Annotated in this window: 18 protein-coding genes; 9 read left to right on the forward strand and 9 right to left on the reverse strand. The window is 68.8% G+C overall.

Annotation, left to right across the window (positions count from 1 at the left end):
- The first annotated feature begins 179 nt into the window (after nucleotides 1-179).
- The gene (locus tag ACFYR3_RS10190) at nucleotides 180-1196 is read left to right on the forward strand and encodes a hypothetical protein (protein WP_389282359.1); all 1017 of its coding nucleotides are present in this window, start codon (nucleotides 180-182) and stop codon (nucleotides 1194-1196) included.
- A gap of 18 nt (nucleotides 1197-1214) precedes the next feature.
- Here ACFYR3_RS10190 and ACFYR3_RS10195 read toward each other — a convergent pair whose 3' ends face one another.
- The 3 genes from ACFYR3_RS10195 to ACFYR3_RS10205 are packed head-to-tail and all read right to left on the reverse strand — an operon-like array spanning nucleotide 1215 to nucleotide 2916.
- Nucleotides 1215-1820: a hypothetical protein gene (locus ACFYR3_RS10195; RefSeq protein ID WP_355840670.1), complete on the reverse strand. Its 606-nt coding sequence runs from the start codon at nucleotides 1818-1820 to the stop codon at nucleotides 1215-1217.
- 41 nt (nucleotides 1821-1861) lie between these two features.
- A complete protein-coding gene (locus ACFYR3_RS10200) occupies nucleotides 1862-2071 on the reverse strand; it encodes a DUF397 domain-containing protein (protein ID WP_355840671.1) in 210 nt (69 codons plus the stop codon).
- Nucleotides 2068-2916 carry a helix-turn-helix domain-containing protein gene (locus tag ACFYR3_RS10205; RefSeq protein ID WP_389282361.1) on the reverse strand — a complete coding sequence of 283 codons (849 nt, stop codon included), beginning with the start codon at nucleotides 2914-2916 and terminating at the stop codon, nucleotides 2068-2070. The genes ACFYR3_RS10200 and ACFYR3_RS10205 overlap by 4 nt, the downstream gene beginning before the upstream one ends.
- Before the next feature lie 139 nt (nucleotides 2917-3055).
- On the opposite strand from ACFYR3_RS10205, the gene ACFYR3_RS10210 reads away from it, so the two are divergent.
- The 3 genes from ACFYR3_RS10210 to ACFYR3_RS10220 all read left to right on the forward strand — a co-directional run bounded on the left by ACFYR3_RS10210 (nucleotide 3056) and on the right by ACFYR3_RS10220 (nucleotide 5472).
- On the forward strand, nucleotides 3056-3511 hold the full coding sequence (locus tag ACFYR3_RS10210) for an ATP-binding protein (protein ID WP_389282363.1): 456 nt from the start codon (nucleotides 3056-3058) through the stop codon (nucleotides 3509-3511).
- Between the two features lie 310 nt (nucleotides 3512-3821).
- On the forward strand, nucleotides 3822-4895 hold the full coding sequence (locus tag ACFYR3_RS10215) for a helix-turn-helix domain-containing protein (protein WP_389282365.1): 1074 nt from the start codon (nucleotides 3822-3824) through the stop codon (nucleotides 4893-4895).
- The gene (locus tag ACFYR3_RS10220) at nucleotides 4879-5472 is read left to right on the forward strand and encodes a Uma2 family endonuclease (protein WP_389282367.1); all 594 of its coding nucleotides are present in this window, start codon (nucleotides 4879-4881) and stop codon (nucleotides 5470-5472) included. The genes ACFYR3_RS10215 and ACFYR3_RS10220 overlap by 17 nt, the downstream gene beginning before the upstream one ends.
- Nucleotides 5473-5656: 184 nt before the next feature.
- Here the strand turns inward: ACFYR3_RS10220 and tuf are convergent, their stop codons facing one another.
- The 4 genes from tuf to rpsL all read right to left on the reverse strand — a co-directional run bounded on the left by tuf (nucleotide 5657) and on the right by rpsL (nucleotide 10008).
- Complete coding sequence (gene tuf / locus ACFYR3_RS10225; RefSeq protein WP_355840674.1) at nucleotides 5657-6850, reverse strand: elongation factor Tu; 1194 nt, start codon at nucleotides 6848-6850, stop codon at nucleotides 5657-5659.
- Nucleotides 6851-6993: 143 nt separating this feature from the next.
- Nucleotides 6994-9123: an elongation factor G gene (gene fusA / locus ACFYR3_RS10230; RefSeq protein WP_355840675.1), complete on the reverse strand. Its 2130-nt coding sequence runs from the start codon at nucleotides 9121-9123 to the stop codon at nucleotides 6994-6996.
- A gap of 39 nt (nucleotides 9124-9162) precedes the next feature.
- Entirely contained in the window at nucleotides 9163-9633 is a 471-nt protein-coding gene (gene rpsG / locus ACFYR3_RS10235; RefSeq protein ID WP_181650348.1) for a 30S ribosomal protein S7, read from the reverse strand.
- A gap of 3 nt (nucleotides 9634-9636) precedes the next feature.
- Nucleotides 9637-10008, reverse strand: a complete 372-nt coding sequence (gene rpsL / locus ACFYR3_RS10240; protein ID WP_003948652.1) for a 30S ribosomal protein S12 — start codon at nucleotides 10006-10008, stop codon at nucleotides 9637-9639.
- 429 nt (nucleotides 10009-10437) lie between these two features.
- On the opposite strand from rpsL, the gene ACFYR3_RS10245 reads away from it, so the two are divergent.
- The 5 genes from ACFYR3_RS10245 (at nucleotide 10438) to ACFYR3_RS10265 (ending at nucleotide 17950) form a co-directional block, all read left to right on the forward strand.
- Nucleotides 10438-11169 (forward strand): Crp/Fnr family transcriptional regulator, encoded by a 732-nt coding sequence (locus ACFYR3_RS10245; protein ID WP_355840676.1) that lies wholly within the window; start codon nucleotides 10438-10440, stop codon nucleotides 11167-11169.
- A gap of 111 nt (nucleotides 11170-11280) precedes the next feature.
- Nucleotides 11281-12399, forward strand: coding sequence for a hypothetical protein (locus tag ACFYR3_RS10250; RefSeq protein ID WP_389282370.1), 1119 nt, complete (start codon nucleotides 11281-11283; stop codon nucleotides 12397-12399).
- Nucleotides 12396-14570 carry a hypothetical protein gene (locus tag ACFYR3_RS10255; RefSeq protein ID WP_389282371.1) on the forward strand — a complete coding sequence of 725 codons (2175 nt, stop codon included), beginning with the start codon at nucleotides 12396-12398 and terminating at the stop codon, nucleotides 14568-14570. The genes ACFYR3_RS10250 and ACFYR3_RS10255 overlap by 4 nt, the downstream gene beginning before the upstream one ends.
- Nucleotides 14571-14573: 3 nt before the next feature.
- Nucleotides 14574-16334 (forward strand): hypothetical protein, encoded by a 1761-nt coding sequence (locus tag ACFYR3_RS10260; protein ID WP_355840679.1) that lies wholly within the window; start codon nucleotides 14574-14576, stop codon nucleotides 16332-16334.
- Between the two features lie 773 nt (nucleotides 16335-17107).
- A complete protein-coding gene (locus ACFYR3_RS10265) occupies nucleotides 17108-17950 on the forward strand; it encodes a M48 family metalloprotease (protein WP_355840680.1) in 843 nt (280 codons plus the stop codon).
- Between the two features lie 117 nt (nucleotides 17951-18067).
- On the opposite strand, the gene ACFYR3_RS10270 is transcribed toward ACFYR3_RS10265, so the two are convergent.
- Together ACFYR3_RS10270 and rpoB are read right to left on the reverse strand one after the other, a co-directional pair.
- The gene (locus ACFYR3_RS10270) at nucleotides 18068-21967 is read right to left on the reverse strand and encodes a DNA-directed RNA polymerase subunit beta' (protein ID WP_328553981.1); all 3900 of its coding nucleotides are present in this window, start codon (nucleotides 21965-21967) and stop codon (nucleotides 18068-18070) included.
- A gap of 114 nt (nucleotides 21968-22081) precedes the next feature.
- On the reverse strand, nucleotides 22082-25567 hold the full coding sequence (gene rpoB, locus ACFYR3_RS10275) for a DNA-directed RNA polymerase subunit beta (protein WP_355840681.1): 3486 nt from the start codon (nucleotides 25565-25567) through the stop codon (nucleotides 22082-22084).
- Nucleotides 25568-25970 lie beyond the last annotated feature (403 nt).

Consider the following 25970-nt stretch of genomic DNA (forward strand, 5'->3'; position numbering starts at 1 on the left):
CTACAACACCCGTACGCACAAGTGAACTTACAGGGAACGACGATTCGACACGGCGGCCGCCTCGCAGCAGGGCACCGCGCGACCCCGCTTCCTCGGGGAGTGCGCCACCGGCCCCGCCCGACCGGGATGCGCCCCATGTCCCTTGATCGCAGGTCCCATTGGGCCCGTAGCCTCACTCCATGTCTCGCACCACTCCCCCGCGGCCCCTGGACGTCACCACCCTGTTCCCCGAACTCGCTCCCCTGGCCCGCACCGCCGTCCGACTACATCCGCGTCCAAGTACCCCTACGGTCAAGGACAGTTCGATCGGCGGCCCCCAACTGTGGCCCGCCGACGAGCCGTGGCCCACCTGCCCCGACCACGACGCGCCCACGCACAGCGGTCTGGCCCCCGGCGACGTACGACAGCGGCGGCGCATCCTTGCCGACGCCTGGACGCGCCCACGCGCCGAGGGCGCCGACCTCCTCACCCCCGAGGAGCGCGTGATCGTCGACCGTGCCGTCGCGAAGACGCGGATACCGCAGGACGGCCCGGTCCCACTCATCCCCGTGGCCCAGCTCTACGCCGCCGACATCCCCACGCTGCCCCGCCCGGTCGGCACCGACCTGCTGCAAGTCCTCTGGTGCCCCTTCGACCACGACGAGGACTACCTCCCCGCCGCCGAGCTGTACTGGCGCGCCTCCGCCGACGTCACCGACCCGCTCACCGCACCCCCGGAGCCGTCGGTGATCGGCAACGACGACTACCTGCCCGAACCGTGCCTCCTCCACCCCGAGACGGTCACCGAGTACCCGGCCCCGCACGAACTGGCCGAGGAACTGGCGGACCGCATCCACGCCTGGGAGGAGGAACAGAACCCGGACGAGGAGGGCGGCATCGAGGTCGTCGACTACCAGTACGACCTCAGCGTCGCCCCCGGCTGCAAGCTCGGCGGCCACGGCCCCTGGAGCTTCAGCGACCCGTTCCCGATGTCCTGCCCCGAGTGCGGCTCGGACGTACGCCCGCTGCTCACCATCGACGGCGCCGAATGGGACGGCAACCGCAGCTGGCGCCCCCTTGAGGACGCCGACTACGACGGCCTGCATTTCCTCGGCCCGGCCTGCGCCACCCAGCTCACGATCGGCCGCGGGTACAACATGCAGATCTACGTGTGCGTGTCCTCGTACGACCATCCGCACGTCCAGAACATGCAGTAACTGTTCTCCGAGCGGACCTCAGAACGGCGCGAGCAACCGCTCCAGCTCCGCGTCGTACGCCCTGTAGCCCGCCTTGCCGGACTCCGGTGCACCGGAGTCCGGGCGCAGGACGTCCGGCAGCTCGGCCACCCGCCACATCCGGAAGACGCCTTCCGAAGTGTTGCGCCCGCCATCGTCCACCAGGTCACAGGCGATGCGGGTGATCCCGGCGGCCAGGGCCACGCCCTCCTCGGCGTCCACTCCGGCCGCGATGCCGGCGGTCACCAAAGCGTCCAGCAGACGCGTCAGTTGGAGGTCCGCGCCCATACGGCACATCCGGCGTACCACCTGCGGCTCCTCCAGATACGCGACGTTCTCCGCCGACTCCGGAACCCAGGTGACGCCCGCCGACCAGAGCAGCAGGAACGGTGCCTCGACCGGGTGCTCGCGCAGATATCCCAGCTCGTCCGAGATGGCCATGACGGGCGCGTCGAACCGGCCGATCGTCCGGACCGCCGCCATGATCCGTGCGATGTCCTCGCCCCTGGGCGCCAGAAAGTCCCCCACCGAGACATCGGCCAGGTCCCAGGTGCCGGTGTGGTTCACCGCGCCGATCTCGACGATTCCGCCCAGGGCGGCGAACACGGTACGGGCGTAGCTCTGCGGGTGGATCGCCGCTCCTCCGGTCAGCCCTGGGCGACGAAGCCGATGAACGACGTCCAGGCGGCGGGGGCCATCGCCAGGCGGGCGCCGCCCGGGTTCTTGGAGTCGCGGATGTGGATCCTGGTGGGGGTGGGAGCTATTTCGACGCAGTCATTTCCGTTGCTGCTGCTGCTGTACGTGCTCTTGGCCCACCGCAGCCCGGAACCAACGTGGGCCGACGTCTGACGGGTCATGTCTCCCCCAGCATTTGCTCGATGAAGGCCAGGGATTCCTTGGGCGAAAGGGCCTGGGCCCGGATGATGCCATAGCGCAGTTCGAGGACCCTGAGTTGCCTCGGTCCGGATACCGGTCGGCCTCCGAAGTCACCGTCGGTACGCCCCACTCCCGAGCCGTCATGGAACTTCAGCACCTCGACCAACCCACCCGTTCCCGGATGATTCGCGTGCGCTGTCGGCATCACCTGAAATTCCACGAACGGCAACCGAGCCAGCTCCAACATGTGTTCGAGCTGGCGGCGCAGCACCATTGTGCCCCCGACAGGTCGGCGCAACGTCACCTCTTCTTGGACGAAGCTGAGTTCCGGAGCCGGTGACCGATCGAAGACGGGCTTCCGGGCCACCCTCGCGGCCACCATCCGCTCCAGCTCGTCCAGCGAGTAGGCCGGCCGCCAGGTACCGAGCAACGCCCGTGCGTACTCCGCCGTCTGCAACAACCCATGGATGTTGTGGTTGCTGTACAGCAGCAGCTCGACCGCCCGTTCCTCCAGCATCTTCAGCTCGCGCACCTTCTTCGGGTACCGGGCCTTCTCCATGTCCTCCTTGAAGGCCCTGAGATGGCCGCCTGCGTCCAGGACCTCGTCCGCCCGGTCCAGGAAGTCCGCCCGCGGAATCCGCGCCCCGCGCTCCACCTTGCGGACCAGGTCCTCCCCGTACCCGATCGCCCGCCCGAACTCGACCACCCGCATCCCTGCGGCCTCGCGCCAGAGCCTGACCTGGCGGCCGGTCGACTCCACCACCTGCGCGATCTCGTCCTCGGGGCTGACGTCCCACCCGGGCTCGTCCGCGCTCTCGCTGTTCATGCCCACCCACCTCCAACGCCCACCGTTCCCGTACGGCACTCGGGACAGCCGGGACAGAGCAGGACAGCGACCGGACAATCCCTGTACGCACAGACGTCATCGCAGCTCACAGTAGGCAGGGTTCGACACGCTGAGTGACATGAATCAGGAGACCGACGGGGCCGGTGCCCAACTCATCGAGCCCGTCCGCAACTTCAGTGTGCTGCTGTCCCCCACGCCACGCGGAGCCCGCCTGGCCCGGCTGCTCGCCGTCGAGCAACTCCGTTCCTGGGAGATTCCGTTGAGCCCGGCCGATCAGATCGTCGCCGAGCTCGCGGCCAACGCGGCGACCCACGGGCACGTGCCTGGGCGCAACTTCCGACTGACCCTGTACGTCGTCGGCGACACCCTCCGCATCGAGGTGACCGACACGCGGGACGACCGAATCCCCCGGGCCTCGGCGGCCGACCCCGACGTCGAGCGCGGACGTGGCCTGCTCCTCGTGGCGGCCCTCGCCGGCCGCTGGGGCGTGACGCCCGGACCCGCCCCGCGCAAGACCGTCTGGGCCGAACTGGCCATCCCCACCACCGGATCGCGGTTTTCAACGTCCCGGTGATCGACGTCTCGGCCCCGCACGACATCAAAAGCTTTTAAGTCCGGAGGAAGAAAAACCTCCCAACCCCACCTGTCCACCCGCAGGTAGCGCATCACTCGCAAGGGTGATGATTGCTAACTGAGCTGGATTTTCTGCCCGTTGGCAGGCATATGCTCGCCGCGACAGCGTAACTAGTGCCCCCACGACGTCCCGGCGTCATGGCGGCGCTCCAGCACGCTGTCCCCACAGCAATCGCAGACATGCGACGGCCCCCGGCCGGGACTGGCATCCCGATCGAGGGCCTGACCAACGAGGAAGAGACAACTTCCCGATGGATTCCCAAAACCTTAGCGCGCCCTCGTGCGCCCAGCCCCGTGTTCCGCGGGGTGTCACCCACATCAACGTCCGCCACTCCACCCGTTTCACGGTGGTCGGCAACCACCTCGCCCAGCACCGCGAGCTGACCCTCAGCGCGCGAGGGCTCGCCCTGCACATCCAGTCGCTGCCCGAGGGCGCCCGCGTGGACATCAAGTCGCTCGCAGCGCGCCTGCCCGATGGCGAGATGCGGATCGCGGCGGCCCTGCGGGAGTTGGAGGCGCACGGCTACCTGTCCCGCAGGCGGGAGCGGCTACCGAGCGGCCAGATCGTCACGCACACGGTGTCGTACAACAAGCCGCGAGGACTCGTCGAGCCGGCAGTACGGCCACCTGTGCCCGACCCCGTGCACGTGCCCGAACTCCCGCCCGCACCCGGACCGGTTCATGAGTCGGCCCCCATCCAGGCTCCCCCACCCGGCCCGGGGCCAGTACCAGCGGCCGTGCCGAACTCCGCCACCGTGAGCCCCGTGCCGCAGGCGCCCCCATCCGTGGCCGCGCCCACACCCCCATCCATGCCAGGACCGGCACCGGCACCGGCACGTCCTCTCCCCACCCCCGACGCCGACAACCCGGACCGGGACCGCGCGGCCACCGCCCTCCTCGCGAGCCTGCACCGCGAGGACCCGCGCCTGCTGCTCGCGGAGCGTGATGTGCACCGTCTCGCCCCGGCCGTCGCCGCCTGGCTGGAACGCGGCGCCGCCCCCGAAGCCGTACGCCTCACCCTGACGGGCGGGCTCCCCCGCGAGCGCCTGCACCACCCGGCGTCCCTCCTGGCACACCGCCTCACCGAACTCCTGCCACCGCGCCTGCCCGCCATCGCCCTGCCGATCGCGCGCTCACACCCACAGCGCTCGCAACCCCACCCGCTCCAGAACTGCGACGGCTGCGACCGCGCCTTCCGCGCACCCGATCCGGGCCGCTGCCGCGACTGCCGATCCGTTCCCCGGAAGGCCGCCCAGCATGAAGGCAACGATCCGCGCCCCTCGACCCGGCAGACAAGGAGCGAGCTCCATGGCCGCCGCCTCTGACGACGCACGGCCGGGTACGGTCCACCGCTACCGAGCGATGCGGGACTTCCTTCAGTCGATGGACGACACCCTCCCCGGCAAGTTCGAGATCACCAAGGAGGGCATCGTCCACGACCTGCTCTCCCCCAACGCCCCTCATGAACTGACCGTGCTACGCGTCCGGAGGATTCTGGAGGCAGAGATGCCGGATCAGATCCTGGCCCACACGGGAGAACCGGACGTGGAGAACGAACCCGAAGGCATCATGCGCCACCCCGACGTCATGGTGATCGCCTGGACCGATCTGGACACCGAGGCCTCGATCGATCCGCGCACCGTCGTCGCCGCCGTCGAGGTCGTGTCCCAGTCCAACCCGGACAACGACTGGGTCGGCAAGATGCGTGACTACCCCCTGATCGGCATCCCTGTCTACGCCGTCTTCGACCCCCGCACCGGCACGGGCGCCGTCCTGACCGACATCCACTCCACCCCCGACGGCCCGCGTTATGCGGCCCGCAAGGACTTCGTCTACGGCGAGGACATCACCATCGCAGAGTGGACCATCTTGACCCGGAACCTGCCGCGCTACAAGAACTAGCCGGGCCGAGGAACGGCAACCCCGCCGGCCTGGCAACCGGGGATGCAGTGACGGTTCCCCGCCGAGCGGTCATCAGCGCCGAGGGGTATCGGGTGACGGACACGACGAAAGGGCCCGTACGACCGAAGTCGTACGGGCCCTCTCTGGAGCTCTGGAAGGAGCTACCAGGTCATACGGTCAACAATTACTTGTTGATCTTGGTGACCTGGCCGGCGCCCACGGTCCGGCCACCCTCACGGATGGCGAACTTCAGGCCCTCTTCCATGGCGACGGGCTGGATGAGCGAAACGGTCATCTCAGTGTTGTCGCCCGGCATGACCATCTCGGTGCCCTCGGGGAGGGTCACGACGCCGGTCACGTCCGTGGTACGGAAGTAGAACTGCGGGCGGTAGTTGTTGAAGAAGGGGGTGTGACGGCCACCCTCGTCCTTCGACAGGATGTAGGCCTGGGCCTCGAACTCGGTGTGCGGCGTGACCGAACCGGGCTTGATGATGACCTGGCCGCGCTCGACGTCCTCGCGCTTGATGCCACGGAGGAGCAGACCGACGTTCTCACCGGCCTGGCCCTCGTCGAGCAGCTTGCGGAACATCTCGATGCCGGTGACCGTGGTGGTGGTCTTCTCCTGCTTGATGCCGATGATGTCAACGGTCTCGTTGACCTTCAGGACACCACGCTCGATACGGCCGGTGACGACCGTACCGCGACCGGTGATCGTGAAGACGTCCTCGACGGGCATGAGGAACGGCTTCTCGGTGTCACGCGGCGGGGTCGGGATCGCCTCGTCGACGGCGGCCATGAGGTCCAGAACGGTCTGGCCCCACTCCTTGTCGCCCTCGAGCGCCTTGAGCGCCGAGACCTTGACGACCGGAAGGTCGTCGCCCGGGAACTCGTACTCGGAGAGGAGCTCACGAACCTCGAGCTCGACGAGCTCCAGGATCTCCTCGTCGTCCACCATGTCGGCCTTGTTCAGGGCGACGACGATGTACGGAACGCCGACCTGGCGGGCCAGGAGCACGTGCTCCTTGGTCTGCGGCATCGGGCCGTCGGTCGCGGCGACGACGAGGATGGCGCCGTCCATCTGCGCCGCACCCGTGATCATGTTCTTGATGTAGTCCGCGTGACCGGGGCAGTCGACGTGGGCGTAGTGACGGCCCTCCGTCTGGTACTCGACGTGCGCGATCGAGATCGTGATACCGCGCTGGCGCTCCTCGGGAGCCTTGTCGATCTGGTCGAAGGCCGAAGCCTCGTTCAGGTCCGGAAATGCGTCGTGCAGCACCTTGGTAATGGCGGCCGTGAGGGTCGTCTTACCGTGGTCGATGTGACCGATGGTGCCGATGTTGACGTGCGGCTTAGTCCGCTCGAACTTTGCCTTCGCCACTGGGGTCCTCCTGCGGAGTGGTTCTGGTACGCCTTACTCATCGGCGCCAGGTGATCTTTGCTGGGATGCCGCCCGCCGGGGTTTTCCCTTCCGGGTGAGCCCCGGCGGTCGGTGTCAAGCCTAAAGCGTGCAAACGGGGTGTGTTACTCGCCCTTGGCCTTCGCGATGATCTCCTCGGCGACGTTCCTGGGAACCTCGGCGTAGGAGTCGAACTGCATCGAGTAGCTTGCGCGACCCGAGGTCTTGCTGCGGAGGTCGCCGACGTAGCCGAACATCTCCGAGAGCGGCACCAGACCCTTGACGATCCGGGCGCCCATACGCTCCTCCATGGCCTGAATCTGACCACGGCGGGAGTTGATGTCGCCGATGACCTCACCCATGTAGTCCTCGGGCGTGGTGACCTCGACGGCCATCATCGGCTCAAGAAGCACGGGGGACGCCTTGCGAGCGGCCTCCTTGAAGGCCTGCGAACCGGCGATCTTGAAGGCGAGCTCGGAGGAGTCGACCTCGTGGTAGCCACCGTCGAGAAGAATGACGCGGACGCCCGTCATCTCGTAGCCGGCCAGGATGCCGAACTGCATGGCTTCCTGCGCACCGGCGTCCACCGACGGGATGTACTCCCGCGGGATACGCCCACCGGTGACCTTGTTCACGAACTCGTACGCCGGACCATCGGTCTCGGTGATGGGCTCGATCGCGATCTGCACCTTGGCGAACTGACCGGTACCACCGGTCTGCTTCTTGTGCGTGTAGTCGTGACGCTCGACGCCCTTGCGGATCGTCTCGCGGTACGCGACCTGCGGCTTGCCGACGTTGGCCTCGACCCGGAACTCGCGCTTCATACGGTCGACCAGCACCTCGAGGTGCAGCTCGCCCATACCGCCGAGGATGGTCTGGCCCGTCTCCTCGTCCGAGTGGACGTGGAAGGAGGGGTCCTCCTCCGCGAGACGCTGGATGGCGACACCCAGCTTCTCCTGGTCACCCTTGGACTTGGGCTCGATGGCGACCTGAATGACCGGCGCCGGGAAGTCCATGGACTCCAGGATGACCGGGTTCTTGTCGTCGCACAGCGTCTCACCGGTGGTGGTCTGCTTCAGGCCCATGACGGCGACGATGTCGCCGGCGCCCACCGCTTCGATCTCCTCACGCTTGTTCGCGTGCATGCGGTAGATCTTGCCGATGCGCTCCTTCTTGCCCTTGACGGAGTTCAGCACCGCGGTGCCAGTCTCCAGGCGGCCCGAGTAGACCCGGACGAAGGTGAGCTTGCCCAGGTGCGGGTCGCTCATGATCTTGAACGCGAGCGCGGACAGCGGCTCGTCGACGGACGGCTTGCGCTTGACGACGACCTCGGGGTCCTTCACGTCGTGGCCCTCGATGGCCTCGACGTCAAGCGGGGTCGGAAGGTAGCGCACGACCGCGTCGAGCAGGGGCTGGACGCCCTTGTTCTTGAACGCGGTGCCACAGAACACCGGGGTGACCGTGACGTCGGTGGACTTGCCGGACGCGATGGTGACACGACGGATCGCGGCGTACAGCTGCTCCTCGGTGGGCTCCTGGCCCTCCAGGAACAGCTCCATGATCTCGTCGTCGTGCTCCGCGACGGTCTCGACCAGCTTGCCGCGGTACTCCTCGGCAGCCTCGGCGTGCGTGGCCGGGATGTCGACGACGTCGTACATCTCGCCCTTGGCGGCCTCGGCGGACCACACGAGCGCCTTCATGCGGACCAGGTCCACAACGCCCTTGAAGTCCATCTCGGCACCGATCGGCAGCTGCATGATGATCGGAACGGCGCCAAGCCGGTCCCTGATCATGTCCACGCAGCGGTGGAACTCGGCGCCGGTACGGTCAAGCTTGTTCACGAAGCAGATACGCGGCACGCCGTAACGGTCGGCCTGACGCCACACCGTCTCGGACTGCGGCTCGACACCGGCGACACCGTCGAACACCGTGACGGCACCGTCGAGGACGCGGAGCGAACGCTCCACCTCGACCGTGAAGTCGACGTGCCCCGGGGTATCGATGATGTTGATCGTGTAGTCGTTGTCCTCAAGCGGCCAGTGACAGGTGGTGGCAGCAGAGGTGATCGTGATGCCACGCTCCTGCTCCTGCTCCATCCAGTCCATGGTGGCGGCGCCGTCGTGGACTTCACCGATCTTGTAGCTGACGCCGGTGTAGAAGAGGATCCGCTCGGTGGTGGTCGTCTTGCCCGCGTCGATGTGAGCCATGATCCCGATGTTGCGGACCCTGGCCAGGTCAAGTGAAGTGGTAGCCATAAGGCTTCAGTCTTCTCTCGGTCTCGATGTGGGTAACGACTACCAGCGGTAGTGCGCGAAGGCCTTGTTGGACTCGGCCATCTTGTGGGTGTCCTCACGCTTCTTCACAGCGGCACCGAGGCCGTTGGAGGCGTCGAGAAGCTCGTTGAGCAGACGCTCGGTCATGGTCTTCTCGCGACGGGCGCGGGAGTAACCGACGAGCCAGCGCAGCGCGAGCGTGTTGGCGCGACCGGGCTTGACCTCGATCGGAACCTGGTACGTCGCACCACCGACACGGCGGGACTTGACTTCGAGCGTGGGCTTGATGTTCTCCAGCGCGCGCTTCAGCGTGATGATCGGGTCGTTGCCCGTCTTCTCACGCAGACCCTCCATGGCGCCGTAGACGATGCGCTCGGCGGTGGAGCGCTTGCCGTTCATCAGCACCTTGTTGATGAGGGAGGTCACAAGAGGGGAACCGTAGACCGGGTCGATGATGACCGGGCGCTTCGGGGCGGGGCCCTTACGAGGCATTTTCTACTTCTCCTTCTTGGCGCCGTAGCGGCTGCGGGCCTGCTTGCGGTTCTTGACACCCTGGGTGTCAAGCGATCCTCGGATGATCTTGTAGCGAACACCCGGCAGGTCCTTCACACGGCCGCCGCGCACGAGCACGATGGAGTGCTCCTGCAGGTTGTGTCCCTCACCCGGAATGTAAGCCGTGACCTCGATCCCGCTGGTCAGACGCACACGCGCGACCTTACGCAGGGCCGAGTTCGGCTTCTTCGGGGTGGTCGTGAACACACGCGTGCAGACGCCACGACGCTGGGGCGAACCCTCGAGTGCGGGCGTCTTGTTCTTCTCGACCTTGTCCTGCCGGCCCTTCCGGACCAGCTGCTGGATCGTAGGCACTACTTCTCCGGTTTCTGTGTGCCGAATGGTGGAGCTAACCTGGAACGCCACCGACCCACGCGGTCGGGTGTGTCGAACACTGCAGACTCTCGCCGTAAGGCGAAAAGGGCGCAGATTGCGGTGGCCGCTTACGGCTCTCCTTGCGGTCTGAAGGCACGCACGAGAGCCAGGGCACACCCCAGGCACAAGGTAAGAGCGTACCTACCTCACGGACTTCGGTCAAAACAAATGCCGTGGTGCCCGACACGCCGGACTTCTCCCGATCCATTCTCGGGGCTCTTCACGCCTGGCGCAGCTTCTCACCGGTTCAGCGGCGAAAGTCCCGATTCCGTGCGCACCGCACACACTGGGTGAGTACGTTGACCGGTTGCTGCGCATCGGTCACTGTGCGTCGGCCGCGAGGCCGATCGGGGGACGGGGGATGGACTCATGGCGGCTGCACCCTTAGCCGGGGACGAGAGCCTGGACGACCGGGTGCCGTTCCTGGCACGCCTGGAGAGCGAGGACCGCTCCGCGCTGCTGTCGCTCGGGCGTGAGCTGGTCTTCACGCCCCGGATGGTGCTCCTGCGCCAGAGCGAACCCTCCTCGCACGTGCTGATCGTGACGCACGGCTGGACGAAGGTGACGGCGTCCGCCGCCAACGGCTACGAGGCACTGCTCGCGCTGCGCGGGCCGGGCGACATCGTGGGCGAGGCCGCCGCACTCACCGGCCGGCCGCGCTCCGCGACCGTGACGGCCCTGGAACCGGTCCGCACGGTCGCCGTCGTACGCGAACACTTCAACGACTTCCTCGCCCGCTCCCCCGCGGTCTCCTTCGCCCTCCTCGGCCTCACCTCGGACCGCACCCGCGCCGCCGACCGCCGCCGCCTGGAGTTCGCCTCCATGAGCGTCCGCGAGCGCTTCGCGGCGCTCCTCCTCGACCTGGCCCGCACGAACGGCCACCGCACCGAGGAGGGCACCGAACTCTCCGTCCCGCTGAGCAAGCAGGAGCTGGCGGGCTCCGTGGGGGCGTCCCGGGAGATGGTCCAGCGCCTCCTGAAGGAGCTCCGGGAGCGGGGCGTGGTGCTGACGGGCCGGCGGACGATGGTGCTCCTGCGGATGGACGTCCTGCGCCGGATCGCCGGGGGTGAACCCCCTGTCAACTGGGACCTCCGTGACTGAGGACCGCTTCTGTGCACACGGTCACACTTCGAGTGGGACATCCGCCCTCACACCCGGCCCACCGGTGACGCCACCCTGCTTGCCAGGCGAGGCCCCCACCGAAAGGCGACCATGACCGACCCCGTGAGCCGGACGATCCTCCTGCTGGACATCGAGAAGTACAGCGACCGGGACGACGTCGAGCAGGCCTATCTGCGCCGGATGCTGTACGACATCACGGACCGCGCGCTGGAGAGTGCCGGCATCGACGAGCGGCTGCGCCTGCGGGCGGACCGCGGCGACTCGGTGATGGAGCTGATCGACGCCAACGCCTCGGTCACGGCGCTGCTGCGGGCCCTGCTCACCGAGGTGCCCGCGCTGCTCCGCGGGGTCAACCGGACGGCCTCCAGCTCCGCCCAGATCCGTCTGCGCGGTGTCGTCGCCACCGGATACGTCGCCGTCGACGCGTACGACGGCTGGGTCGGCTCCGACCTCAACCACGCCTGCCGGCTCCTCGACGCCCAACTGCTGCGCGCGGCCCTGCGGGAGCGGCCGGACGACTTCGCCCTGTGCGTCTCGGAGAGCGTGCACGCGGGGATCGTGCGGCACAGCCACCCGGGCATCCCGGCGGACGGCTTCCACGCGGTGACGGTGGACAGCAAGAACGGACCCCTGCGGGCCTGGCTGCACGGCCCGGTTCCGTACGGGGCGGACGACCACAGTGAAAGAGGGGGAGCCCCGGTGCCGGGCGGCTCGGGGGAGCGCCCGGCGCCGGGGGCCGGGGTCTTGGGCCCGGAAGCCGAGCCGGGGACCGGGACGAGCCCGCGTACGGGGACAGGAACCGGGACGAGCCCGCGCGCGAAGACGGGAGCCGAGCCGCCAGCCGAGACGGCGACTAGGACCGAAGCGGACACACGAACCGACACGGCGACGCGAGCCGAAGCGGAGGCGGGGGCCGAAGCGGAGGCACGAGCCGAGACGGAGACACGAGCCGAAGCGGAGACGCGAGCCGAGACGGCAGCGGGGGCCGAGGCGGCAGCGGCGGAGGCGGCAGCGGCGGAGGCGCCGGGCCCGGAACGGCCTGCCCGGCCCGCGCAGCGCGCCGCTCCCCCCGCGAACGTCGTCTTCGACTTCGGCGGTGGCTCCCCCAGCTTCGGCGGCAGCCTGGTCGCGGGGGACCAGCACGGCGTGTCCGGCGGCCAGGTCACCGGGGACGTCCACCTGGGCAGGAGCGGGGGTGAGCCCGCGTGACGGTGCCTCCGCCCACGACGCGGGGCGCCTCGGACGACGTACCACCGCCGGAGCGGCAGTGGCCCGGAGGGCCGCACCCGGCCGCCGAGACGGGCAGCGACGGGGGCGAGCCCGAGGAGCGGACCCAGGAGGCCAGGGCCGCTCAGCGCGAACTCGTCGCGCACACCCCGGGATTCATCTTCAGCGAGGCCGCGTCCTTCGGCGGCAGCCTGGTCGGCGGGGCCCAGCACGGGGTGTCGGCGGGCGGCTCGGCCCGTGATGTGTTCATGGGCGGCAAGACGGAGATCCACCACCACGCGGCGGCATCCGCCTCGGCGGCGTACGTCTCCGGGGAGATCCCCCGGCAACGGCTCGACGCGCTCTCCAGGGTCTTCGTCGAAGGGCCCTCCTTCGCCGCCGCCCTGGACCGGCTGCGCGACGAGCGCGTCCTCGTCCTCGCCGGCACCCACTCCACCGGCCGCCACGCCGCCGCGCTGATGCTCCTGCACCGCCTGGGCGTGCCCGCCGTGCACGCGCTGTCCGCCGAGACCGGCCCGGCGAACCTGGGCACCCAGCTCACCGCGCCCGGCGGGCACGTCCTGCGCGATCTGCCGCTGAGCCGCAACCGCCCGATGCGGGAAACCCATCTGTACGCGGCCCGCGACCGGCTCCGGAAGACCGACGGGTATCTGGTGGTGACCCTGGAGAACTCCCCGTTCCTGCTGGGGGTCGCCCCCGCCGTCTGGGAACCGCCGGACGCCGCCGCGGTGCTGCGCGCCCACCTCGCCGACCTGCGGAGCGAGCCGGGGGACAGCGCCGGTCTGCTGGCCCTCGGCCCCGTCCGCGACTTCCTCTCGCGCGACGCCCACCGCCCCGCCGAGGTCGCCCGGTTCGCCGTGGAGGTCGCCCGTTACGACGGCGGCGAGGAAGCGGCCGCCCGCCTCGCCGACTTCGGGCAGGCGGCGGTCGAACAGCAGTGCCGGGAGTGGCTCAGCGACCCCGAGGCCACCCTGCGCGACAAGGCGTTCCTCATCTCGCTCGCCGTCTTCGACCAGGCGCCGTACGTACTGGCCGCCGAACTCGCCGACAAGCTGTACGTGCACTTCCAGCGGCTCCAGCACCCCGAACAGCCGCCGGAGATCCCGCTGTTCGGCCTCTCCGCCGAAACCCGGCTGGAGCGGGCGCGGGCCGAGGGTGAGGTACGGGACGAGGCCACCGAGTGGGGCTCAGTGCCGCAGTTCACGGCGTACTTCAAGAAGGAGAACACTCCGCCTCTGCTGCTCGGGGAGGTGTGGACGGGCCATCCGTCGGCGCGGCCCGCGCTGGTCTCCTGGCTGAAGGAACTGGCCCGCGACAGCCGCCCGGTCGTCCGGACCCGGGCCGCCGCGGCCGCCGCGCTGCTGGCCCGCGCCGACCTGCCCTCCGCGGTCGCGCTGCTGATCGACGGCTGGGCGGTGTCGAAGGCCTTCGGCCCCCGGGTCACCGCCGCGAACACCCTCACGCTCGCCCAGCTCCTCGACGCGCCCGTCGTGCTGCGCCTGCTCACCCAGTGGTGCACGGACACCCACTGGGGCCGCCGCTGGACCGCGATCCGCGCCTTCGGCCTGCTCACCCCGCTGCGCCCGGACCTCGCGGGCCCGGCGCTCAGCGCGCTCGCCGCCCGCGCCCGCGCCGGGGGCAGCAGCCGGACCGAGTCGAACAACCTGATCGACTCCACCGCCCTGCTGCTCTCGGTCGGCGCCCGGCGCGGCGAGATGCTCTCCGAGCTGGTGCGCCTGCTCCACCACGACACGGCCTCGGTCCGCACACTCGCGCTGGCCGCGTTCGTGCGCGCCTGCGACAACGCCGAGGAGGGCGCGCTCGTCGAGTGGTACGCCGACACCGGCATGTACGAGGCGGACTCGGCCCGCGACCTGGCCGCCCTCTGGCGGACCGCGCTCGGCGACCGCGGGCACACCCGTGGCGCCCTGGACGCCCTGCACACCTGGGTACGGCTGGCCGAGCGCCGGGCGGACGTCGCACAGGCCCTGGAACTGCTGCTGCCCGCGCTGGTCGTCACGGCCGACGACCGCAAACGCCTGAGCCACGAACTGGTCAACCTGCGCGCCCCGGACGGCGGCGCGCGCCCACCCGTGGCCGACCGCCTGCTCGACCTCCTGATCCCCTCCACCCCAGATCCATCGAGGAGTTGAACCATGGCGGAGTTCCGCCGTCAGCCGGAGTGGCAGCAGGACGCCAACCGGCACACCGCGCTCATCGACCCGGTGCTCACCGTGCGGCCGATCGCGCGCTTCGACTACACCGTCCGCCGCGCGGTCACCGCCATCGACCACGCGCTGGTCTTCGTCACCGCGAAGGGCACGTACGACGTCTACACGCCGCCGCACCGGCCGAGCCGCTCGGAGGCGGCCACCCGCCGCTACACCTCCGTCTACGAGGTGGACATGGGCAGCCACCCCGTACAGCTCGCCCTGGAGGTGCCGAGCGACGACGACGCGTTCTGCTTCGGCGCCACGGCCGATCTGACCTGGCGGGTCGCGGACCCGATCGCGTACGTGGCGAGCGGCGAGCGCGACGTGCCGACGCGGCTCACCCGTGAACTGCACCAGCTCGCCCGCCCGGTGTGCCGCGACTTCTCCATCGAGGACAGCCCGGCCGCCGAGCGCGCGGTCCAGCGGGCCGTGGAGACGGGTGGCTTCGCGGCGGGCATCGGGCTCGACGTGACCTGCGCCGTACGACTGCGGCTGGACGACGAGGCGATCGCGCACCGGCGCAGGCAGCGGAGCCTGCGCTACGAGTCGGACATGCTCGACCCCGAGCACGAGTTCCGGCTCCGGCTGGCCCGGCAGCAGCACGAGCTGGAGATCCTGCGCCAGCAGCAGGACCACCATCTGATCACCGAGAAGATGAACTTCTACCAGTACCACCTCCAGCACGGGGGCGTCGCCGCCTGGGCCCTGCATCTCGCCCAGCACCCCGAGGACACCAAGATGGTCATCGGGACCCTCCAGAAGGACCAGTTGTCCGCCATCAGAGGCCAGCTGCAGGTCATCGCCGGGGACACCCTGGAGGACTTCCAGAAGGCCGAGTCGGCCCGCTCGACCTTGCGGGCCGTCGACGCGCTGATCCAGCAGCAGACGCCTCCGGGGCCGCGGGACGGGCAGGGGGCACTGCCCGTCGGGACGACGCCCGGAGCGCCGCAGACGCCGCCCCAGCCGCCGTATCCGGGCCAGTCTCCGTACCCCGGCCCATCGCCCCAGCCGCAGTACGGCGAGCGACCTCCGTACGAGGGTGGCCGTCCTCCGTACGCCGACGACCGGCCGCCGTACACCGGGCAACCCCCGTATGCGAGCGGTCAGCCGCCCTACGCGGGACAGCAGCCGTCCGCAGGGGGTCAGCCTCCCTACACGGGAGAGCCGTCGTCTGCGGGGAGTCGGCTTCCCTACGCGGGAGAGCCGCCGCACACCGGCGGGCAGCCCCTGTACGCGGGAGAGCCGTCGTCCGCAGGGGGTCAGTCTCCGTACGCGGGACAGTCGGCCCACACCGGCGGGCCGCCGTCGTACGCGGAGAGTCAGCCTCCCTCCTCAGGACAGTCGCCCCACACCGGCGGGCAGCCGCCGTACACGGGAGAGCCGCCGTACGCGGAGAGTCAGTCTCCGTACGCGGGACAGCCGCCCTACGCGGAGAGTCAGCCGCCCTACGCGGGGCAGTCGCCCCACGCCGAACGGCCCCCTTACGCGGGCGCTCAGTCGCCGTACACCGGCGGTCCGGACGCCGGGGCCCCCGGGCAGCCCGACAGCCCCGCCGCCCGGTACGGACCGCCCTCCACGACGCCCTACGCCACCGCCGGCCCGGCTCCCGCCGTGCCCCCGATGCCCGGCGGCCCCGCTGGCACCCGAGCCGCCGTACCGCCCGCCGTGCTGCCCATCGACGCCACGGAGGGCGAGCCCGCGTAACCGCGCCGGACGCGGCGCCGCACTCCGCGCCGGCACCCGTTGCCGCGCCGCCGACCGCGCCGCTCATCGGCTGACGTCCCCGCACAGCCACCAGCCACTCCGAAGGAGCCCTCATGTCCCAGCCCCCCGGCCCGTCCCCCGAGCCCCCGTACCCGGGATCCAGCAACCCACCGCCCCCGTACCCCGGGGCCACGACCCCGCCACCCCAGTACCCCGGCGCCTCCGCGTCCCCGCCGCAGTACCCCGGGGGGCCCGGGGCCGGCGGGCCCGCACCGCAGTACCCCGGTACGACAGGCCACCCCGCTCAGTACCCCGGGGGCCCAGGGACCGACGGGCCGGGACCGCAGTACCCGGGAGCGACCGGCAACCCGGCCCGGTACCCAGGCCCCGGAGGACCCGCTCCCCAGTACCCAGGTACGACAGGCCAGCCCCCTCAGTACCCCGGGGGACCTGCGCCCGGCGGGCCGGGACCGCAGTACCCGGGACCGGCGGGCCACCCGCCCCAGTACCCGGGTTCCGGCGCCCCGCCCCCGGCGCACCAGCAGGCGGCCTACCAGCAGACGGCGGCCCCTCCGCCGCAGTATCCGGGGGCGGACCCGCACCACGCGGATCCGCGGCAGCCGCAACCCGCACCGTTCGTCCCGCGGCCCGCCGTCGCGCCCGACGATCTCGACTACCGCCACCAGGGCTCACGAGTTCATCTGGCGAGCCATCAGCGGGGTGCCGACGCCACCGCCATCGGGCAGCTCGCGACGCAGGTCCCGGGGGCCCTGGTGAGCCTCGCCGTGGTGTCGGCCCTCGCGCTCGGGCTGTTCGGCGCGGTCGTGGGCTGGCTGGTCGTGGTGGCCTGGCTGGCCTCCGGGGCCCTCGTCTTCCACCGGCCCACCGAGCTGCGCTTCGCCCGGCACGCGCTCAAACTGCGGACGCCGCTGGCCGAGGAGCGGGCCCGGCTGGAGCCGATCTGGCGCGAGATCACCGCCCGGGCGGGTATCGAGGCGAACACCTACGAGCTGATGGTGGAGAACAGCGACGACCTGAACGCGGTCGCGGTCGCCGGCCATGTCGTCGGCGTCACCACCTACTCCCTCAACCGGATTCCCAGCAGCAACCTCGCCGCCGTACTCGCCCATGAGCTCGGCCACCACACCGGCGGCCACGCCTGGGCCGGCCTCCTCGGCTACTGGTACTCGCTGCCCGGCCGGCTCGCCTGGGCCTTCACCCGCGGGTTGGCCCGGATCGCGCTCGCCGTCGCCGGGGTCTTCTCGGCGGCCGCGACCGGGCTGCTGATCCTCTTCATGGGCATGTTCGTGCTCGCCGGGTTCCTCGTCGCCTGGTACATCACCATCCCGCTCCTCGTCGCGCCCTACCTCCTCGCCTACGCGGGCCGCCTCGGCGAACTGCGCGCCGACCAGCAGGCCGCGGCCCTCGGCTTCGCACCCGAGATGGCCCAGGTCCTGCACCACTTCCAGGCCGAGGAGGACGCCGCGAAGGCGGCCGCCGTCAGCCAGGGCAAGAAGCTCCAGGAGCCGGGCGGCCTCGCCAAGCTGCTCTCCACCCACCCCGACAACTACACGCGGCTGCGGGCCCTGGAGCCGTATCTCCAGCTCCCTCGCTAGGACCAGGTCCTGCGCGGCCCGCGGACTGGGACCAGGAACGGGAAACGCCGAAGGGCGGTCACCCCCGTCGGGGATGACCGCCCTTCGTACTACTGCCTACTGCCTACTGCCTACCGCTTACTGGTTGTACGGACCGTAGTCGTAGTCCTCCAGCGGGACGGCCTGGCCGGAGCCCGTGCCGAACGGCGAGTAGTCGATGTCGTCGTAGCCGACGGCCGAGTACATCGCGGCCTTGGCTTCCTCGGTCGGCTCGACCCGGATGTTGCGGTAGCGGGACAGACCCGTACCGGCCGGGATGAGCTTACCGATGATGACGTTCTCCTTGAGGCCGATCAGGGAGTCGGACTTGGCGTTGATCGCCGCATCCGTCAGAACCCTGGTCGTCTCCTGGAAGGACGCCGCCGACAGCCACGACTCGGTCGCCAGCGAGGCCTTGGTGATACCCATCAGCTGCGGACGGCCGGAGGCCGGGTGGCCGCCTTCCTGGACCACACGACGGTTCTCGGTCTCGAACTTCGAACGCTCGACCAGCTCGCCGGGCAGCAGCTCCGCGTCGCCCGACTCGATGATCGTCACACGGCGCAGCATCTGCCGGATGATGATCTCGATGTGCTTGTCGTGGATCGACACACCCTGCGAGTTGTAGACCTTCTGGACCTCTCCGACCAGGTGGACCTGGACGGCACGCTGCCCCAGGATGCGCAGCACGTCGTGCGGGTTGGTGGCACCCACGGTGAGCTTCTGGCCCACCTCGACGTGCTCGCCCTCGGACACCAGGACCCGGGCACGCTTGGAGATCGGGAACGCCGTCTCCTCGCTGCCGTCGTCCGGGGTGACCACGAGCTTCTTGGTCTTCTCGGTCTCCTCGATCCGCACGCGGCCGGAGGCCTCGGAGATCGGGGCGACACCCTTCGGCGTACGAGCCTCGAAGAGCTCGACGACACGGGGCAGACCCTGGGTGATGTCGTCACCGGCCACACCACCGGTGTGGAAGGTACGCATCGTCAGCTGGGTACCGGGCTCACCGATGGACTGGGCGGCGATGATGCCGACCGCCTCACCGATGTCGACCAGCTTGCCGGTGGCCAGCGAGCGGCCGTAGCACATGGCGCAGGTGCCGACGGCGGACTCACAGGTCAGGACCGAACGGGTCTTGACCTCCTCGATGCCGTGCTTGACGAGCTCATCGATGAGGACGTCGCCGAGGTCGGTGTTGGCCGGGGCCAGCACCTTGCCGTCGACGGTGATGTCCTCGGCCAGCGCACGTGCGTACACGCTGGTCTCGACGTTCTCCGTCTTGCGCAGCACGCCGTCCTCGCCGCGCTGGGCGATGGCCAGACGCAGACCACGGTCGGTGCCGCAGTCCTCCTCGCGGATGATGACGTCCTGCGAGACGTCGACCAGACGACGGGTGAGGTAACCCGAGTCGGCGGTACGCAGGGCGGTGTCGGCCAGACCCTTACGGGCACCGTGGGTGGAGATGAAGTACTCCAGCACGGACAGACCTTCACGGAAGGACGCCTTGATGGGACGCGGGATCGTCTCGTTCTTGGCGTTGGACACCAGACCACGCATACCGGCGATCTGACGCATCTGCATCATGTTGCCTCGGGCGCCCGAGTTCACCATCATCGAGACCGGGTTGGTCTTCGGGAAGTTCGCGTTCATCGCCTCGGCAACCTCGTTGGTCGCCTTGGTCCAGATCGCGATGAGCTCCTGCGTGCGCTCTTCCTTGGTGATCAGACCGCGCTCGTACTGCTTCTGGACCTTCTCGTCCAGGTCCTCGTAGCCCTTGACGATCGCGCGCTTCGCATCCGGAACGACGATGTCGGAGATGGCCACGGTGACGCCGGAGCGGGTCGCCCAGAAGAAGCCGGCCGCCTTCAGGTTGTCGAGCGTCGCCGCCACGATGACCTTGGGGTAGCGCTCGGCGAGGTCGTTGACGATCTCGGAGAGCTGCTTCTTGCCGACCTCGTAGTCGACGAACGGGTAGTCCTCGGGCAGCAGCTCGTTGAAGAGCGCGCGGCCCAGGGTCGTCCGCAGGCGGAAGGTGTCACCCTGCTGCCACTCCGGGTCGCCCTCCTCCTGCGCCGGCGGGGTCCAGCCGCGCGGCGGGATGGTGCCCACCGGGAAGCGGATGTCCACGCGCGACTGGAGCGAGAGCTCCTTGGCGTCGAACGCCATGATCGCCTCGGCCACGGAAGCGAAGGAGCGGTCCTCGCCCTTCACGTTCCGCAGGTCGCCGTCGGTGGTCAGGAAGAACAGACCGAGGACCATGTCCTGGGTCGGCATCGTGACCGGGCGGCCGTCGGCCGGCTTGAGGATGTTGTTCGAGGACAGCATCAGGATGCGGGCCTCGGCCTGCGCCTCCGCGGAGAGCGGCAGGTGGACGGCCATCTGGTCACCGTCGAAGTCCGCGTTGAACGCGGTGCAGACGAGCGGGTGGATCTGGATGGCCTTGCCCTCGACCAGCTGGGGCTCGAAGGCCTGGATGCCGAGGCGGTGCAGCGTGGGCGCACGGTTCAGCAGAACCGGGTGCTCGGCGATGACCTCTTCGAGAACGTCGTACACGACCGTGCGGCCGCGCTCGACCATCCGCTTGGCGCTCTTGATGTTCTGCGCGTGGTTCAGGTCGACCAGGCGCTTCATCACGAACGGCTTGAAGAGCTCCAGCGCCATGGCCTTGGGCAGACCGCACTGGTGCAGCTTCAGCTGCGGACCGACGACGATCACGGAACGCGCGGAGTAGTCCACACGCTTGCCGAGCAGGTTCTGACGGAATCGACCCTGCTTGCCCTTGAGCATGTCGGACAGCGACTTCAGCGGACGGTTGCCGGGGCCCGTCACCGGGCGGCCACGACGGCCGTTGTCGAAGAGCGCGTCGACGGCCTCCTGAAGCATGCGCTTCTCGTTGTTCACGATGATCTCGGGGGCGCCGAGGTCGAGGAGGCGCTTCAGGCGGTTGTTGCGGTTGATCACACGGCGGTACAGGTCGTTCAGGTCGGAGGTCGCGAAGCGGCCACCGTCCAGCTGCACCATCGGGCGAAGGTCCGGCGGGATGACCGGCACGCAGTCGAGCACCATGCCCTTGGGGCTGTTGCTGGTCTGCAGGAACGCGGAGACGACCTTGAGGCGCTTGAGCGCACGGGTCTTCTTCTGGCCCTTGCCGGTGCGGATGATCTCGCGGAGGCGCTCGGCCTCCTCGTCCAGGTCGAAGGACTCCAGGCGCTTCTGCAGCGCCGCGGCACCCATCGAACCGTCGAAGTACGTGCCGAAGCGGTCACGCAGCTCGCGGTAGAGGAGCTCGTCGCCCTCCAGGTCCTGGACCTTGAGGTTCTTGAAGCGGGTCCACACCTCGTCGAGACGGTCGATCTCGCGCTGCGCGCGGTCGCGCAGCTGCTTCATCTCACGCTCGGCACCCTCGCGCACCTTGCGGCGCACGTCGGCCTTGGCACCCTCGGCCTCGAGCTCGGCCAGGTCGGTCTCGAGCTTCTTGGCGCGGGCCTCCAGGTCGGCGTCGCGGCGGTTCTCGACCTGCTGGCGCTCGACGGAGACGTGGGCCTCCAGCGAGGGCAGGTCGCGGGTGCGGCGCTCCTCGTCGACGTACGTGATCATGTACGCGGCGAAGTAGATGACCTTCTCGAGGTCCTTCGGGGCGAGGTCGAGCAGGTAGCCCAGCCGCGACGGAACGCCCTTGAAGTACCAGATGTGGGTGACGGGAGCGGCCAGCTCGATGTGGCCCATCCGCTCACGACGCACCTTGGCGCGAGTGACCTCGACGCCGCAGCGCTCACAGATGATGCCCTTGAAGCGGACACGCTTGTACTTACCGCAGTAGCACTCCCAGTCCCGGGTCGGACCGAAGATCTTCTCGCAGAAGAGTCCGTCCTTTTCGGGCTTGAGCGTGCGGTAGTTGATGGTCTCGGGCTTCTTGACCTCGCCGTGGCTCCACTGACGGATGTCGTCAGCGGTGGCCAGACCGATCCGGAGCTCATCGAAGAAGTTGACGTCGAGCACTATGCGTCAATCCCTCTCAGGGTTGTAAGTCTTAGGGGTCTGATACGGGGGTCCTGGGGCCGGCAGGCCTTCTTCACCTTTTCCACAGGTGGCAGAAGGCCCGCCGAACTCCCGTCAGACCTCTTCGACGCTGCTCGGCTCGCGCCGGGACAGGTCGATGCCGAGCTCCTCCGCCGCGCGGAAGACGTCCTCGTCGGTGTCACGCATTTCGATGGACATACCGTCGCTGGACAGCACCTCCACGTTGAGGCAGAGAGACTGCATCTCCTTGATGAGCACCTTGAAGGACTCGGGGATGCCGGGCTCGGGGATGTTCTCGCCCTTGACGATGGCCTCGTAGACCTTCACGCGGCCGGTGACGTCGTCGGACTTGATCGTCAGCAGCTCCTGGAGGGCGTAAGCGGCGCCGTACGCCTCCAGCGCCCACACCTCCATCTCACCGAAGCGCTGGCCACCGAACTGAGCCTTACCACCCAGCGGCTGCTGGGTGATCATCGAGTACGGACCGGTCGAGCGGGCGTGGAGCTTGTCGTCGACCAGGTGGTGGAGCTTGAGGATGTACATGTACCCGATCGAGACCGGGTCCGGGAACGGCTCACCGGAGCGGCCGTCGAACAGCCTCGCCTTGCCGGACGGGAGGACCAGACGGTCACCGTCGCGGTTGGGCAGGGTGTGCTCGAAGAGACCCGCGAGCTCGTCCTCACGCGCACCGTCGAAGACGGGGGTGGCGACGTTGGTGCCCGGGGCGACCTTGTCGGCGCCGATGGACTGCAGGCGCTGGGCCCACTCGTCCCCGAGACCGGAGACGTCCCAGCCGCGGCTGGCGAGCCAGCCGAGGTGGATCTCCAGGACCTGTCCCGGGTTCATTCGGGACGGGACACCCAGCGGGTTGAGGATGATGTCGACCGGGGTGCCGTCCTCCAGGAACGGCATGTCCTCGATCGGCAGGATCTTCGAGATGACACCCTTGTTGCCGTGACGGCCGGCGAGCTTGTCACCGTCCGTGATCTTGCGCTTCTGCGCCACGTAGACACGAACCAGCTGGTTCACGCCCGGCGGCAGCTCGTCGCCCTCTTCACGGTCGAAGACGCGGACGCCGATGACCTTGCCGATCTCGCCGTGCGGGACCTTCAGCGAGGTGTCACGGACCTCACGGGCCTTCTCACCGAAGATCGCGCGCAGCAGGCGCTCCTCCGGCGTCAGCTCGGTCTCGCCCTTGGGCGTGACCTTGCCGACGAGGATGTCGCCGGCGACGACCTCGGCACCGATACGGATGATGCCGCGCTCGTCGAGGTCGGCGAGGACCTCTTCGGAGACGTTCGGGATGTCCCGGGTGATCTCCTCCGGGCCGAGCTTGGTGTCACGGGCGTCGACCTCGTGCTCCTCGATGTGGATCGAGGAGAGGACGTCGTCCTGCACGAGGCGCTGCGACAGGATGATCGCGTCCTCGTAGTTGTGACCCTCCCACGGCATGAACGCCACGAGCAGGTTCTTGCCGAGCGCCATCTCGCCGTCCTCGGTCGCGGGACCGTCGGCCAGGACCTGGCCTTCGATCACGCGGGCGCCCTCGTCCACGACAACCTTCTGGTTGACGGAGGTGCCCTGGTTCGACCGGGAGAACTTGTGCAGGCGGTACGTGGTGTACGTGCCGTCGTCGTTGGCGGTGGTGATGTAGTCCGCGGAGACCTCCTGGACCACACCGTCCTTCTCCGACTTCAGGACGTCACCGGCGTCGACCGCGCAGCGGTACTCCATGCCGGTGCCGACCAGCGGCGCCTCGGACTTGATGAGCGGAACGGCCTGACGCATCATGTTCGCGCCCATGAGGGCACGGTTGGCGTCGTCGTGCTCCAGGAACGGGATCATCGCGGTCGCGACCGACACCATCTGGCGCGGGGAGACGTCCATGTAGTCGACGTCGTCACCGGGGACGTAGTCGACCTCTCCGCCACGACGGCGGACCAGGACGCGGGACTCCTCGAAACGGAACTCCTCCGTCAGCGGCGCGTTGGCCTGCGCGATGACGAATCGGTCCTCTTCGTCGGCCGTCAGGTAGTCGACCTCGTCGGTGACGAAGCCGCCCGTGACCCTGCGGTACGGGGTCTCGACGAAACCGAACGCGTTGACCCGGCCGTAGGAGGCGAGCGAGCCGATCAGGCCGATGTTCGGGCCTTCGGGGGTCTCGATCGGGCACATGCGGCCGTAGTGCGACGGGTGCACGTCACGGACTTCGAAGCCGGCCCGCTCACGGGAGAGACCACCCGGGCCAAGCGCCGAGAGACGGCGCTTGTGGGTGAGACCCGACAGCGGGTTGTTCTGGTCCATGAACTGCGACAGCTGGCTGGTGCCGAAGAACTCCTTGATGGAGGCGACGACCGGCCGGATGTTGATCAGGGTCTGCGGCGTGATCGCCTCGACGTCCTGAGTCGTCATGCGCTCGCGGACGACGCGCTCCATACGAGCCAGACCCGTGCGGACCTGGTTCTGGATGAGCTCGCCGACGTTGCGCAGACGACGGTTGCCGAAGTGGTCGATGTCGTCGGTCTCGACGACGATCGAGGTGCCGTTGTCACCAACGGTCTCGGTCTCACCGGCATGCAGCTTCACCAGGTACTTGATCGACGAGATGATGTCCTCGACGGTCAGGATCCCGGCGTCGAGCGGGGCGGTGCCGGCCAGCTTCTTGTTGACCTTGTACCGGCCGACCTTGGCGAGGTCGTAGCGCTTCGGGTTGAAGTAGAGGTTCTCCAGAAGCGTCTGCGCGGCCTCACGGGTCGGCGGCTCGCCCGGACGCAGCTTGCGGTAGATGTCCAGCAGCGCGTCGTCCTGGCCCTGGGTGTGGTCCTTCTCCAGGGTGGCGCGCATGGACTCGTACTCGCCGAACTCCTCGAGGATCTGCTCGGTGGTCCAGCCGAGAGCCTTCAGGAGAACGGTGACGGACTGCTTGCGCTTGCGGTCGATGCGGACACCGACCATGTCGCGCTTGTCGATCTCCATCTCCAGCCAGGCACCCCGGGACGGGATGACCTTGGCCGAGAAGATGTCCTTGTCGGACGTCTTGTCGATGGAGGAGTCGAAGTAGACACCCGGCGAGCGGACCAGCTGCGACACGACGACACGCTCGGTGCCGTTGATGACGAAGGTGCCCTTGTTGGTCATGAGCGGGAAGTCGCCCATGAAGACCGTCTGGGACTTGATCTCGCCGGTCTCGTTGTTGGTGAACTCGGCGGTGACGAAGAGCGGGGCCGCGTACGTGAAGTCGCGGTCCTTGCACTCGTCGATGGAGTTCTTCGGGGGCTCGAAGCGGTGATCGCGGAACGTCAGGGACATCGACCCACTGAAGTCCTCGATCGGGGAGATCTCCTCGAAGATCTCCTCCAGACCGGACTTGGTGGGGACGTCCTGTCCGCTGTCCAGAGCCGCCTCGACACGAGCCTTCCACGCGTCGTTGCCGAGCAGCCAGTCGAAGCTCTCGGTTTGCAGCGCAAGAAGGTTCGGAACCTCGAGGGGCTCCTTGATCTTTGCAAAGGAGATGCGCAGCGGGGCGGTGCTGGCGCCGTTGTTCATATTCGCGGTCGAGGCAGTGCGCGAGGCGGCCAAGAGGGGGTCCTTCCGAGGGCTCGGACTCACTACGCGCGTACCGGTCCCATGTCGGACAAAGCGTCGGGCCGTTCCCGATCCAGCCGGATAAGGCCAGGTCAGGGATGATCCAACCGTCGATGCTCACACACGGGTATGCCCCTGGTGACGGGCAGGAGGCAGCTAACAGGCAGCGCAAAGGGTCAGTGTAGCCACTAGGCCCACTGATGTCCAGTCCCGGTTTCGGGAGACCCTCATTGTTGTCAACACCTGCGGCAAGCCACGCCCTCAATGCACATCGATACTGCCCTCTTCGTCAGCGATCCATGCCTCGGATACGGATCGTTGTGACGACGCGTCCTGAGAATTGCGCGCTGCGTGCGGTTCGTCAAGGCCCCCCATGCCCAAAGCAAGTGCCGCGATC

It is taken from the genome of Streptomyces sp. NPDC005784 (genome assembly GCF_042871525.1).
In the GTDB taxonomy this organism is placed as follows: Bacteria; Actinomycetota; Actinomycetes; order Streptomycetales; family Streptomycetaceae; genus Streptomyces.